We start from the raw sequence: 13,509 nt of genomic DNA on the forward strand, positions 1-13,509 counted from the left end.
TCGCGGCGCTCACCACCGTCGGCGAACAGTTCGTTCTCGGTGTGCACACCCTGCGGTACTTCGTGGCCGACCTGGTGATGGGCCGCTTCCAGTGGGCGGAGTTCGTGCGGCAGGCAGCGTTCATGGCGGGCACGGCCGTGATGCCGACGGTGTTGGTGGCGCTGCCCATCGGGGTGACACTGTCCATCCAATTCGCCCTGTTGGCAGGCCAAGTCGGCGCCACCTCACTGGCGGGTGCCGCTAGCGGCCTGGCGGTGGTGCGGCAGGCCGCCTCGCTGGTCGCGGCCATGCTGCTGGCCTCGGCGGTGGGCTCGGCGATGACCGCGGACCTCGGCTGCCGGACCATGCGGGAGGAGACCGCTGCCATGGAGGTCATGGGGGTGTCGGTGGTGCGGCGCCTGGTCGTACCGCGCTTCGCCGCGGCGATCGTCATCGGCATCGCGTTGACCGGTGTGGTCTGCTTTGTCGGATTCCTGGCCAGCTATTTGTTCAATGTGTTTGTGCAGGGCGGTGCCCCAGGAAGTTTCGTGTCGACGTTCGCATCCTTTGCGACCCCTGCGGATCTGCTGCTGGCGCTGTTCAAGGCCGCCGCGTACGGCGCCATCGTCGCGGTAATCGCCTGTCAGAAGGGGCTGGCGGCCCATGGTGGGCCGACCGGCGTGGCCAACTCGGTCAACGCGGCTGTGGTCGAGTCGGTACTGCTGCTGATGATCGTCAACGTCGTGGTCAGCCAGGTCTATACCATGCTGTTTCCCAGGGCGGTGCTGTGACCGCGACACTGCGAACTCGCCCGGACCCGGTGCGCCCCATGGCTTACACGGTGGACACCGCGGCCAGACCGTTGGCGCGTTTCGGCCATATGGTCACCTTCTTTGTGCACGCCTTCCTCGCGATTCCCATCGCGTTGCGCCGGTACCGTCGCGAGTTCCTGCGGCTGCTGTCCGATATCACCTGGGGCAACGGCTCGATCGTGGTCGGCGGCGGCACCGCCGGAGTGGTACTGGTGCTCGGTGTCACCGCCGGAGCGCTGGTGGCCATCGAGGGTTACAACTTCCTGGAGCTCATGGGGCTGGGGCCGGCCACCGGTGTCATCTCCTCGCTGGTCACCACCCGCGAGCTGGCCCCGATCATGGCCGCGCTGGCCTTCGCCGTGCAGGCGGGGTGCCGCTTCACCACACAGCTCGGGTCGATGCGCATCGCCGAGGAAGTCGATGCGATGGATTCTCTTGCCATCCGGCCTATTCCATACCTGGTGACCACACGCCTGCTGGCGTCCGTGGTCGCGATCATTCCCCTGTACGTGGCCTGCCTGACCATCAGTTACCTGTCCTGCCAGATCATGGTCGGCATCGTCAGCGGTGGCTCGATGGGGCCGTATCTGCACTACTTCACCCTGCTGGCCAGCGGCACCGATATCGCCTATTCCGTGGGCAAAGCCATCATTTTCGTCTGGATAGCCTCGGCGGTGCAGTGCTACTACGGCTTCTGCGCCGACGGCGGTCCGGAGGGGGTAGGGATCGCGGCGGGGCACGCCATGCGCGCCAGCATCACCGCGGTGATCATCGTCAACATGCTGCTGACCATGGCGCTGTGGAGCGTCGACTCCGGTGCCAGGTTCGGGGGATGAGGTGCTGAATCGCCGTGATAGCCACCACGATCTAGATGGTGCCGTGTTCTCGCGCCGTCAACTGCTGGTGCGCGGGGGCGCCGCGCTGGCTCTCGTCGCCGTCCTGACGGCGGGACTGCTGATCAAGTCGACCGGGGTGCTGGACCGATACGTGAATGTCATCGCGGACCTGCACAACGTCGGCGATGGGCTGCCGCCGCGCTCGGACGTCAAATACCGGGGAGTGCTCGTCGGCGCCGTGGACGGGGTCACGCCGTCGGCGGGCACGCAGCCCAATCGGGTTCGGGTGCGGCTAAAACCCATGTACGCCCGATCGATTCCCGCCACCGTCACCGCGCGAGTGGTACCCAGCAATGTGTTCGCCGTCTCGGCCTTACAACTCGTCGACCATGGGCCCGGAGCGCCCATTCGCGAGGGCGGGCATATCGCCGAGGACACCCGACTGCCTACCGTGTTGTTCCAGACGACCGTCAACAAGCTGCGCCAGATCTTGACCGCGGCCGGCCGCGGCCGCGAGGACAACACCGTGGGGATTCTGGCGGCGGTCGGGGCCGCCACCAATCATCGGCGCGCCGAACTGCTCACCAGCGCCGCGCAACTGGACCGCATGCTGGATCAGCTCAACGCCATCGTCGCGACCGACCAGGGCCCCTCGACGGTCTCGGCGTTGGTGCAGGCCGCACACGGACTCTCGCAGACCGCACCGGATCTCGTCGATGCCCTGCATCAGGCGGTGCGCCCCATGCAAACCCTGGCCGAGAAGCGCGAGCAGCTGCGCACATTCATCGGCGCCGGGGTACAGACCACCGGCACCACGGTCCGGTCCCTGCACAATCACACCGACCAGCTCATTCAGATCACCACCGATCTGACCCCGGTACTCGGTGTGCTGGCCGACAACGCGCAGCACTTCGTGCCGATCACCCGGCGTATCACCAGGTTTTCTGACACCTTTTTCCGGGAGGTGTGGGATCCGGAATTGGCCACTGCCAAGGGACGGGTGAACCTGTCCTTCACCCCGTCGTATACCTACACCCGGGCCGACTGCCCACGGTACGGGGAACTCAAGGGGCCCAGCTGTTTTACCGCCCCGCAGATCGCGGTGCGCCCGGACCTTCCGGAAGTACTGCTGCCACAGAACTATCAACCACCGGCCAATCTGGCGCCGCCGCCGGGAACCGTGCTCGGCGACAACGGCAATCTCATCGCGGTGGGTCCACCGTTGGTCAACCCGAACCCTGACCTGCGTGACCCGAACCCGCCGGTGCCGCCGTGGCTCACTCCCGCACCGCCGGTGCCGGGCAGCGCCGACCCCGGCCAGATCCTCACCGCACCGGCATCGTTCGGCGGCAACGTCGGCCCGGTCGGCAGCACCCAGGAACGCGGTCAATTGGGGCAAATCCTGGGGCAGCCGGCCACATCGGCAGACCAACTGGTGCTGGGCCCCCTCGCCCGGGGCACCGTCGTGACACGCGCCGCAGACCCACATGAGGAAGGAGGAGCCCGATGAGAGGCACGGCGGCACGCGGCCCGCTGATCGGGCTGGCCGTCTTCCTGGTCATCGCCACGGCGCTGACCTGGCTGGTGTATGTGACCCTGCGCCGGGATGTCAAGGGTGCCACGGTGTCCTACGGAGCGATGTTCACCGATGTCTTCGGGCTGCGTGAAGGCGACGATGTGCGGATCGCAGGTGTGCGCGTCGGGAGGGTCCAGCACATCGAACTCGTCGGAACCACCGCGAAGGTGAGCTTCGCGGTCCAGGACGGTCAGCGCCTCCCCGCCAGCATCAACGCGTCGGTGACCTACCAAAACATTGTGGGCCAGCGTTATCTCGCGTTGACGCAGACGCACCCGGACCAGGGTGGTCTGCTCGCGCCAGGTGCGGTCATCCCCGTCGAGCGCACCGAGCCTTCCTTCGATATCGGCACCCTGCTCAACGGCTACGAACCACTTTTCGCGGTGCTGGATCCCGCACAGGTGAACAACCTCACCCAGGCCGTCATCGGGTCGCTGCAGGGCGACACCGCGGCCTTCGCCACCCTAGTCGACCAGACCTCAACACTGACAAAGACATTCACCGGGCGTGATGATGCCCTGGATCATGTCATCGCGAGCCTGGACACGGTGGTGGGCACTCTCGCCGCGCAGAACCGCGATTTCGAGGACGCCATCGGCGCGACCCGCCAGGTGGTCGATCACTTCGACAGTCGCCGTCCCGAGTTGGTGTCCTCGGTGGGAAAGATGACCGAAGTGGTCAGGAATCTGTCCCGGATCGCCCGGGACGTGGACCCCTCCGTGCACGAATTACTCACGCGCGAACCCGGATACACCCGTCACATGCTGGATATCGAACCGCAGATCGCCTACACGGGCCTCAATACACCGCTGTTCCTCAAGGGCCTGGCACGCATGTTCGGGGAGGGCGCCTACATGAATGCCTACGCCTGCGATGTGAACCCCTACGGATTCTTCCCGGGGCTCAATGAGGTCGTCCCGATCATCGTCGACGCGGCCACTCCGGGAAACAAGGCGAAGCACACCGCACGGTGCAGAAACGCGGGAGACGGTGGCTGAGATGATCAGGCCGCTGGACTCATACAACAAGACTTGGCTCGGTGTCGCGGCCGTGGCCGTTGTCGCCGCGCTCATCGGTGGCCTGCTGCTGGTGAAGCAACTGGGCATCGGATACCGGCAATTCACCGCGGAATTTCTGCAGGCGGCCGCGTTGCGCCCGGGAAACATCGTCACCGTCGCAGGGGTACAGGTCGGTTCGGTGACCGGCGTGCGGTTGGCGGGTGATCGTGTTGAGGCGACCTTCCGGGTGCGTGACAACATGGCGGTCGGCACCGATTCGCGCGCCGCCATCAAGATCACCACCCTGTTCGGCTCGCGATACGTCGACCTGAGGCCCGCAGGCGCCGGGACGCCGGCAGGCCGGCGGATCAGCCTGCAGCACACCGAAGTTCCTTACGACTTGCAGGCCGCGCTGGCCGACTCTACCCGCACCTTCGAGCAGGTCGACGCCGACCGCATCGCCTCCTCGCTCAACGTGCTGGGCACTCAGCTGGATGGGTTGCCCGGTGTGGTGCCCCAGGCCATGGAGAACGTGCGTGCCCTGTCCGCGGTCATCGCGCAACGGCGCGAACAATTGGGCACGTTGCTGACGAGCACCGAGAACGTCACCAGCATGCTGCGTCGCCAGCAGTCCGACATCGGCACCTTTATCCGGCAAGGACAAGAACTGGTGGGTGAGTTCGTGGCGCGCTCGGCGGCCTTCCACGCGATGATGCGCTCGCTACAGAGCATCGTGGCGTCACTGCGCACCATCGTGGTCGGTGATCACCGTGCGCTCGACGGCGTCATCCACACCCTGGAGGAGCTCAGTGGCAAGCTCGCCGACCAGGATGCCTTGCTGCGCAACCTGCTCCAGATCGCGCCGGTGCCCATTCGCGAGATCGCCAATGCCACCGGATTCGGCAACTCGATCGAGGGTAACCCCGGCGGCGGCGCGCTCATCGACTCGTGGATGTGTGCGATCAGTGGCCGGGCCAAGCAATTTGGGATGATCGAGTACTTCAAGGACTGCCAGTGACCACGATTCGTAAGATGCTCCTGATATGTCTGGGGCTGGCCCTGGCCGCGACGACGGCGGGCGCGGCATGGTCCGTCACCCGGGACCGTGGAACCATCACCGTCACGGCCCAATTCGACAGCGCCGCGGGCCTGTATCCGGGAAATGTGGTGGCAGTCCTCGGCATGCCGGTGGGGCAGGTCTCTAAGATCACCGCCCGGGGCGGCTACGCCGAGGTGGAGTTCACGGTGGACAGCCAGGTGAAGGTGCCCGCCGACGCCCAGGCCGTCACGCTCTCGACGTCGATCCTGACCGACCGCCAGATCGAGCTGTCCCCGCCGTATCGCGGCGGACCTGAACTGCGTGACGGCGACACCATCGGCCTGAGCCGCACACGGACGCCCGTCGAATTCGACCGGGTGCTGGGCATGCTCGACAAACTCTCCGGGTCCCTGCGCGGTGACGGTGCCGGTGGTGGGCCCATTGCCGCGGTGCTCAACGCGGGCGACGGTGTGGCCGCGGGCAATGGTGATCGCATCAAGACGGCGCTGGACGAGTTGTCGCGGGCCTTGCGGCTGGGCGCCGACGGTGGGGCGCACACCCGCGAACAGATGACGGCCATCGTCAAGAACGTCAGTGGCCTACTGGACGCGGCGGCCCGCAATGACGCGAGCCTGCGTCAGTTCGGTTCGACGGTACGACAGCTCAGCGATGTGCTGGCCGATGAGAATTTCGGGTCGGGCAACACCGGGCGGCAGTTCAACGAGGTGATCGAGCAGACGGGGAATATCTTGCAGGCCAACCGGGATGCGATCCGGCGTGGTATTGCCAACGGCAACAAGAGCATCCAGACGGTGTATGACCGCCAGCGGGAGGTCGCCGAGTTCTTCGATGTGTTGCCGCTGATGGCCGACAACCTGTACAACGCCATCGACCAGCGCAACGGCGCCATCCGGGCGCACTTCCTGGCCGACCGCATGGTGTTCGACGGCCAGATGGCCAAGGAGATCTGCAATCTGATGGGCTTGCGACAACTCGGCTGTAGCACCGGGACACTGCAGGATTACGGCCCCGATTTCGGGCTGACCTACATGCTCGACGGTCTTGCGGCGATGGGGCAGAAGTGATGGGCCGCGGATTGCCGGTGTTTCTCGCCGTCGTGCTGCTGAGCGCCGGATGTTCCACCGGCGGGCTGGCCGACCTGCCGCTGCCAGCCCCGGGTCTGGGCGCCGGGGGATACCGGCTCACAGCGGTTTTCGCCAATGCGCTCAACCTCCCCGAGCGCGCCAAGGTGAAGCTCGCCGGAGCCGACATCGGCGAGGTGGAGTCCATGGCCGCCGTCGACTTTCGTGCGGTGACCACTCTGCGTATTCGGCATGACGTCACTCTGACGGCGGGCAGCACCGCGCAGTTGCGCACGGCCACACCGCTTGGCGATGTTTTCGTGGCCATTACGCCGCCGGACCAACCCGGCACCGGCATGCTCGCCGACGGCGACACCATTCCCATAGACCAGACCGGTGCGGCGGCGACCGTCGAGTCGGTGCTCAGCTCGGCGGCGATCCTGGTGAACGGGGGCGCGGTGCACAACCTGACCAACGTCGTGAACGGCACGGGCAGGGCAGCGGGCCAGGACGGTCAGGCCTTCGGGCGCATGATCGGAAAGTCCAACGAGCTGCTGGGCAAGCTGAACGCGCGGTCGGGGCAGCTGGATGCCGCGATGACCGAGACGGCTCAGCTGGCCCGGGCGCTGGATGGCAAGAGCGCCCAGCTCGGGCAGGTGCTACACGCGGCGGCCCCGGCAACGGCGACATTGCAGGAGAACGCCGGTCAGATCTCCGATCTGGTGCTGCTGTTGGGTGACACCGCACGCGAGTTGGGTAAGTTCCCTTCCATCGCGGGCACCGACACCAGCGGGCGCAGCGTGGTCGCCGACGCCAACGCGATTTCCCGGTCCTGGAACGACGTGGTGCTGGACCCGGAGACCAGCCTGCTCTCACTGAATCGGCTGTACGCGCCGTTCATCAAAATTACTGCGGGATCGGCTATTTCCGGGCGGGCGGGTATCGATCGCCTGGTCCTGGGCGCGATCCCGGACGCCGGATTCGGGGGAGATCCGGGCTTCCACGGCCCCAAGCGGTACGACTGGGCGAAGTTCGTCGGGACCATCAAGTACTCGTTGTGGCGGCTACAAGAACGCGTCGTCGGGCAGGGGCCCGCAGCGCAGGGCTTCGGTGTGCAAGGCCCCACCCGATGAGCCGCGCCTGGGCCAGCGGCCTGTCTCTCGTTTTCCTGCTGGTGGTTTCAGTCACCTACCTGTTGGTGGGCGTGCTGCACGTGCGGCCATTGGCGTCGAGCTATCCGCTGACCATCCAACTTGCCGAATCCGGCGGACTGCTGCCCAACCAGGACGTGACGCTGCACGGGGTACGGATCGGCTCGGTCGACTCATTGACCTTCACCGGAACCGGTGTCAACGCGGTCGTGAACGTCGACGGCGGTGTGCGGGTGCCCGCGTCCGCGGTGGTGCGGGTTTCGGGGCTGTCGCCGGCCGGCGAGCAGTACCTCGACTTCTCGGCGGGATCGGACACCGGTCCGTTCCTGACCGCGGGTGACGTGATCACCCGGGATCGCACCGACATCCCGGTGACCCCGGCGCAGCTGCTGTCCCACGCCGATGGTGTGCTGGCACAAGTAGATCCGTCGAAGATCGAGCGCATCAAGAAGGAACTGAGCCTGAGCGCCGCGGGGCCGCGCAAGCTCACCGACATCGTCGACGGCGGGGTGTTCTTGTTGGCCACCCTGGATTCGGTTCTGCCCGAGACGGTTAGCGCCATCAAGGACAGCCGCACGGTGTTGTCGGCGGCGGTCGATGTCAACGGGGGCATCGCGGCCACCGCACGCAATCTGCGCGGCACTCTCACGGGTATCAATGCCATGGACGGGGGCTACCGCACACTCATCGGCCAGGCTCCGCAGGTTCTGCACGCCGCCGACAAGCTTTTCGACGACAACTCCGACACCATGGTGCAGCTGCTGGCCAACCTGGCCGTGAACGCGCGGCTGTCCTATGTGCGGGTGCCGGCGCTGAACGCCTTGTTCCCCAACTACCGCGGTTCGGCGCTGGAGGCGTTCATCAGCACCATGCATGACTACGGGCTATGGGTGACCGCCGACCTGTATCCGCGGTATGCCTGCGATTACGGCACCCCGCGGCACCCACCCTCGGCGGCCGACTACCCGGAGCCGTTCCTGTATACGTACTGCCGCGACGACGATCCCGCCATCCTGGTGCGCGGCGCCAAGAACGCCCCGCGCCCGGCGGGGGACGACACCGCCGGGCCGCCGCCCGGCGCCGACCTGGGCGCCAGGTCCGACCCGACGCCGCCGGGCCGCTACACCATCCCGACGCCCTACGGTGGGCCGGCGCTGCCCATCGAGCCACCGAGGTAGATGATGCCGGCCAACAATTCGCAACCGCGCCCGTTGTCGGCCGCCAGCCGCGCCGTGCACACCCGCCGCATCGCGTTCACCTTCGATCGGTCCGCGCCCTCGCGGCGGCACTTCATGGCCGGCGATATCGCCATGAGTCATCTGGTGGCGCTGTTGTCGGGGTTCTTCCCGTCCGGGGAAGAGTTCTTCATCCAGTCGGTGCGGCGCTACGACCGGCAGATCCTCGACCCGGTGCTCAAAAAGCAGGTCGCGGGCTTCATCGGGCAGGAGATGACGCACGGAATGCAGCACCGCGAACTGAACACCCAGCTGGTGCGTCGTGGCTACTGGGCGACCGGGCTCATGGATCGCGTGGGCACCCGACTGGTCAAGCGCATGAAACAGCACCGGGAGCGGATGCCGGATACCGTCGCCCGGGCGGCGCTTGCCGTCACCGCGGGGGTGGAGCACCTCACCGCGATTCTCGGGGAACAAGTGCTCAGCGTGCCCTGGATACAGCAGCAGCTGACCGACCCCGAGGTGCGCGCGATGCTGAACTGGCATGCCATCGAGGAGATGGAACACAAGTCGGTGGCCTTCGACGTGTACCGGTACGTCGGCGGGACCGAGCGGATGCGTATCGCGGCGATGGTTCTCACGCTGGGGCTCTTCCTGACCCGGACGGTGATCCTGCTGGCCTCGATCGTCACCGATCCGTGGGCCTGGCGCCGCCCCGCGCGGACCCTGCGCAGCCTGGCAACCCTGCCGCGCACCCCGCTGTTCGCGGGGCTGGGAGCTAAGATTCGCTGCTACCTGCGGCCCGGCTTCCATCCCGACGACATCGACCATGGCCCTTTGCTCGAGAAGTGGCGCGAGGAGTACTTCGGTCCCGAGGGCACCCTGCTGGACCATCTGAAGTAGTTGCCGCAAGGCGACCGAGGTAGAAAGCGTTTTGTCCGGCCCTTAGGCTGTCCAGGTCAATTACTGCTGTCTTGTGGACCTCAAGAGGAGCCTGAGCGAATCGTGGCCGCCAAGCCGAACGCCGCTGGTAAGAAGATCGAGGCCGTCGTCAACCTCGCCAAACGCCGGGGACTTGTGTACCCCTGCGGCGAGATCTACGGCGGAACCAAGTCGGCGTGGGATTACGGGCCGCTCGGCGTGGAACTCAAGGAGAACATCAAGAAGCAGTGGTGGCGCTCGGTCGTCACCAGCCGCGACGACGTCGTCGGCCTGGACTCCTCGGTGATCCTGCCGCGCCAGGTGTGGGTGGCCTCCGGCCACGTCGAGGTGTTCAACGATCCGCTGGTGGAGTGCCTGAACTGTCATAAGCGCCACCGCCAGGACCACCTGCAAGAAGCCTATAGCGAAAAAGAGGCGAAAAAGGGCCTCACAATCGCGCCCGAGTCGGTTCCCATGACCGAGATCGTGTGCCCGGACTGTGGCAACAAGGGCCAGTGGACCGAGCCGCGCGACTTCAACATGATGCTCAAGACCTACCTGGGTCCCATCGAGACCGAAGAGGGTCTGCACTACCTGCGCCCCGAGACGGCACAGGGCATCTTCATCAACTTCAAGAATGTCGTGACCACCTCGCGGCAGAAGCCGCCCTTCGGCATCGGCCAGATCGGCAAGAGCTTCCGCAACGAGATCACCCCCGGCAACTTCATCTTCCGCACGCGCGAATTCGAGCAGATGGAGATGGAGTTCTTCGTCGAGCCGTCCACGGCGCCCGAGTGGCACAAGTACTGGATCGACACCCGGCTGCAGTGGTACGTCGACCTGGGTATCGACCCGGAGAATCTGCGGCTGTACGACCACCCCAAGGAGAAGTTGTCGCATTACTCCGACGGCACCGTCGATATCGAGTACAAGTTCGGTTTCAGCGGCAACCCGTGGGGCGAGCTGGAAGGCATCGCCAACCGCACCGACTTCGATTTATCCACGCACGCAAAGCATTCCGGTGAGGATCTGTCGTACTACGATCAGGCCGAGGACCGCCGGTACACCCCGTACGTGATTGAGCCGGCGGCCGGTCTGACCCGGTCCTTCATGGCCTTCCTGGTTGATGCGTACCACGAGGACGAGGCGCCGAACGCCAAGGGCGGCGTGGACACCCGTACGGTGCTGCGGCTGGATCCGCGGCTGGCCCCGGTCAAGGTCGCGGTACTGCCGCTGTCGCGCAATGCCGACCTGAGCCCGCGGGCCAAGGCGCTGGCCGCCGAGCTGCGCCAGAGCTGGAATGTCGACTTCGATGACGCCGGGGCAATCGGCCGGAGGTATCGTCGACAGGACGAGATCGGTACCCCGTTCTGCGTCACAGTCGATTTCGACTCGCTCGAAGACGACTCCGTCACCGTTCGCGACCGCGACGAGATGACCCAGCAGCGTATTCCGATCGGCGGCGTGGCCGATCATCTCGCCAAAACCCTCAAGGGCTGCTAGCCGAGGAGCAGAAATGACTGACGTTCAGAATCACATCGGAATCGATCCCGCCAGCGCGCCGATCGAGGCTCCCGCGGCCGAGGCGCAGGTCCGCGCCGACGACCGTGGGCACGTTTTCCACTCATGGTCCGCGCAGGCGATGATCGACCCGCTGCCGATCGCCGGTGGTTCGGGCGCGACATTCTGGGACTACACCGGCAAGGAGTACCTGGACTTCGCCTCGCAGCTGGTCAATCTCAACCTGGGGCACCAGCATCCGCGTCTGGTCGAATCGATCCAGCGTCAGGCCGGTCGGCTGGCCACCATTGCCCCCGCCTTCGCCAACGACGTGCGCGGCGAGCTTGCCCGCCTGGTCGCCGAGCGCGCGCCCGGAACCCTGAACAAGGTGTTCTTCACCAACGGTGGCACCGAGGCCGTCGAGCATGCGGTGCGCATGGCGCGCCACCACACCGGGCGCCGCAAAGTGCTTGCCGCATACCGCAGCTACCACGGCGGCACCACCACCTCGATGTCGCTGACGGGTGAGCCGCGCCGCTGGGCCAACGACCCGGGTGACAACTCCGTGGTGCACTTCTTCGGTCCGTATGCCTACCGTTCGGTGTTCCACTCCACCACGCCCGAGGAGGAAACCCAGAGGGCGCTGGAGCATCTGGAGCAGGTCATCAACCTGGAGGGCCCGCCCACCATCGCCGCGATCATCCTGGAATCGGTGGTCGGCACCAACGGTGTGCTGGTGCCCCCGCCGGGCTACCTGGCCGGCGTTCGGGAGATCTGCGACCGGTACGGCCTGGTGTTCATCGCCGACGAGGTAATGGTCGGCTTCGGCCGATTCGGGGAATGGTTCGCCATCAACGCCTTTGATGTCACCCCGGATCTCATCACCTTTGCCAAGGGCATCAACTCCGGTTACGTCCCGCTGGGTGGTGTGGTGATCTCCGATGCCATCGCCACCAGCTTCGACCACCGCCCGTACCCGGGTGGGCTGACCTACTCCGGCCATCCATTGGCCTGCGCGGTGGGCGTCGAGACCATCAAGGTCTTCGAGGATGACCAGATCCTGAAGCGGGTGCGCGATCTCGGTGAGCGCGTGGTGCGTCCGGAGCTGGAACGCTGGGTGCAGGCGCACCCGAGCGTCGGTGAGATCCGCGGCCGTGGCCTGTTCTGGGCCGTGGAACTGGTGCGCAACAAGGAAACTCGTGAACCCCTGGTGCCGTTCAACGCCAGTGGTGAGGCGGCGGCGCCGATGAACGCGTTCGCGGCGGCGTGCAAGAAGGCAGGCCTGTGGCCGTTCACGCACTTCAACCGCACGCATGTGGCGCCTCCGCTGATTATCAGCGAGGAAGATCTGCGGCGCGGGCTCTCGATCATCGACGCGGCGCTGAATGTCGCCGACGGGTACGTGGATTAACCGGTAAAGGCGCCGCTGTAGGCGTTGAGGGCAGGCTGGCCGCCCAGATGGGCATACAGCACGGTTGAGCCGGGCTCGATCGTCCCGTTCGTGACCAGGTCGATCAGGCCTGCCATCGACTTGCCCTCGTACACCGGATCGGTGATCATCGCCTCCAGCCGTCCGCACAGCTGGATCGCTTCGATTGTGGAATCGACAGGTACGCCGTACTTTTCGCCTGCCCAACCCTCGAGCACGGTGATTTCTTCGGGGCGCAGCTCGCGTTCGAGTCCGATCTGGTCCGCGGTATGGCGTGCGATGCGGGTGACCTGGTCGGTGGTCTGCGTGAGGGTGGCGGACGCGTCGATACCGAGCACCCGCCGCGGCGGGCCTCCGGCGTCGGCGAGTGCGGCGAATCCCGCGATCATCCCGGCGTGCGTGGAACCGGTGACGGTGCACACGACGATGGTGTCGAAGAAGACGCCCAGCTGTTCTTCTTGCGCGGCGACCTCATAGGCCCAATTGGCGAAGCCCAGTCCGCCGTACTTGTGTTCGGACGCCCCCGCCGGGATGGGATAGGGCTTGCCGCCGGCATTTTCGACGGCGGTGAGTGCCTCTTCCCACGATTGACGGATGCCGATATCGAAACCCGCTGGATCCAGCTGGGTGTGGGCGCCCATGATTCGTGACAGCAGGATGTTGCCCACCTTGTCGTTGCCGGGGTCGTCCCAATCCACCCAGCGTTCCTGCACCAGGTGGCACCGCATACCCAGCACCGCCGCCACCGCGGCCACCTGCCGGGTGTGGTTGGACTGGTAGCCGCCGATGGATACCAAGGTGTCGGCGCCGCTGGCCAGGATGTCCGGGACGATGTACTCCAGCTTGCGTACCTTGTTGCCGCCGAAGGCAAGTCCGGAGTTGCAGTCCTCCCGTTTGGCCCAGATCTGCGCGCCGCCGAGGTGGCTGCTCAGCCGCTGCAGGGGATGGACGGGGCTGGGGCCGAAGGTCAGTGGGTAGCGGGCAAAATCGTGGATCGACACGGGCTCTCCT

12 protein-coding genes are annotated in these 13,509 nt (G+C 66.0%); 11 read left to right on the plus strand and 1 reads right to left on the minus strand.

The window, feature by feature from the left end:
• Positions 1–41: 41 nt before the first annotated feature.
• The 11 genes from MAB_RS08725 to MAB_RS08775 all read left to right on the plus strand — a co-directional run bounded on the left by MAB_RS08725 (position 42) and on the right by MAB_RS08775 (position 12,480).
• A complete protein-coding gene (locus MAB_RS08725) occupies positions 42–770 on the plus strand; it encodes an MlaE family ABC transporter permease (RefSeq protein WP_005074663.1) in 729 nt (242 codons plus the stop codon).
• Between the two features lie 38 nt (positions 771–808).
• Positions 809–1,627, plus strand: a complete 819-nt coding sequence (locus tag MAB_RS08730; RefSeq protein WP_012296452.1) for an MlaE family ABC transporter permease — start codon at positions 809–811, stop codon at positions 1,625–1,627.
• Positions 1,608–3,137 carry an MlaD family protein gene (locus MAB_RS08735; RefSeq protein ID WP_005085022.1) on the plus strand — a complete coding sequence of 510 codons (1,530 nt, stop codon included), beginning with the start codon at positions 1,608–1,610 and terminating at the stop codon, positions 3,135–3,137. Before MAB_RS08730 ends, MAB_RS08735 begins: the two co-directional genes overlap by 20 nt.
• The gene (locus tag MAB_RS08740) at positions 3,134–4,201 is read left to right on the plus strand and encodes an MCE family protein (protein WP_005067231.1); all 1,068 of its coding nucleotides are present in this window, start codon (positions 3,134–3,136) and stop codon (positions 4,199–4,201) included. Before MAB_RS08735 ends, MAB_RS08740 begins: the two co-directional genes overlap by 4 nt.
• 1 nt (position 4,202) lies before the next feature.
• Positions 4,203–5,219, plus strand: a complete 1,017-nt coding sequence (locus tag MAB_RS08745; RefSeq protein WP_005110210.1) for an MCE family protein — start codon at positions 4,203–4,205, stop codon at positions 5,217–5,219.
• Positions 5,220–5,233: 14 nt separating this feature from the next.
• Entirely contained in the window at positions 5,234–6,325 is a 1,092-nt protein-coding gene (locus tag MAB_RS08750; RefSeq protein WP_005115021.1) for an MCE family protein, read from the plus strand.
• Positions 6,325–7,455 (plus strand): MlaD family protein, encoded by a 1,131-nt coding sequence (locus tag MAB_RS08755; protein WP_005087621.1) that lies wholly within the window; start codon positions 6,325–6,327, stop codon positions 7,453–7,455. The genes MAB_RS08750 and MAB_RS08755 overlap by 1 nt, the downstream gene beginning before the upstream one ends.
• Positions 7,452–8,651, plus strand: a complete 1,200-nt coding sequence (locus tag MAB_RS08760; protein WP_005110213.1) for an MlaD family protein — start codon at positions 7,452–7,454, stop codon at positions 8,649–8,651. The genes MAB_RS08755 and MAB_RS08760 overlap by 4 nt, the downstream gene beginning before the upstream one ends.
• Before the next feature lie 3 nt (positions 8,652–8,654).
• Positions 8,655–9,551 (plus strand): metal-dependent hydrolase, encoded by an 897-nt coding sequence (locus MAB_RS08765; protein WP_012296454.1) that lies wholly within the window; start codon positions 8,655–8,657, stop codon positions 9,549–9,551.
• A 102-nt stretch (positions 9,552–9,653) separates the two neighbouring features.
• Entirely contained in the window at positions 9,654–11,072 is a 1,419-nt protein-coding gene (locus MAB_RS08770; protein WP_005060419.1) for a glycine--tRNA ligase, read from the plus strand.
• A 13-nt stretch (positions 11,073–11,085) separates the two neighbouring features.
• The gene (locus MAB_RS08775; protein ID WP_005110217.1) at positions 11,086–12,480 is read left to right on the plus strand and encodes an aspartate aminotransferase family protein; all 1,395 of its coding nucleotides are present in this window, start codon (positions 11,086–11,088) and stop codon (positions 12,478–12,480) included.
• Here the strand turns inward: MAB_RS08775 and MAB_RS08780 are convergent.
• Complete coding sequence (locus tag MAB_RS08780) at positions 12,477–13,499, minus strand: 1-aminocyclopropane-1-carboxylate deaminase (RefSeq protein ID WP_005110218.1); 1,023 nt, start codon at positions 13,497–13,499, stop codon at positions 12,477–12,479. The genes MAB_RS08775 and MAB_RS08780 overlap by 4 nt on opposite strands.
• Positions 13,500–13,509 lie beyond the last annotated feature (10 nt).

The sequence above is a fragment of the Mycobacteroides abscessus ATCC 19977 genome (assembly GCF_000069185.1).
Classification (GTDB): Bacteria; Actinomycetota; Actinomycetes; order Mycobacteriales; family Mycobacteriaceae; genus Mycobacterium; species Mycobacterium abscessus.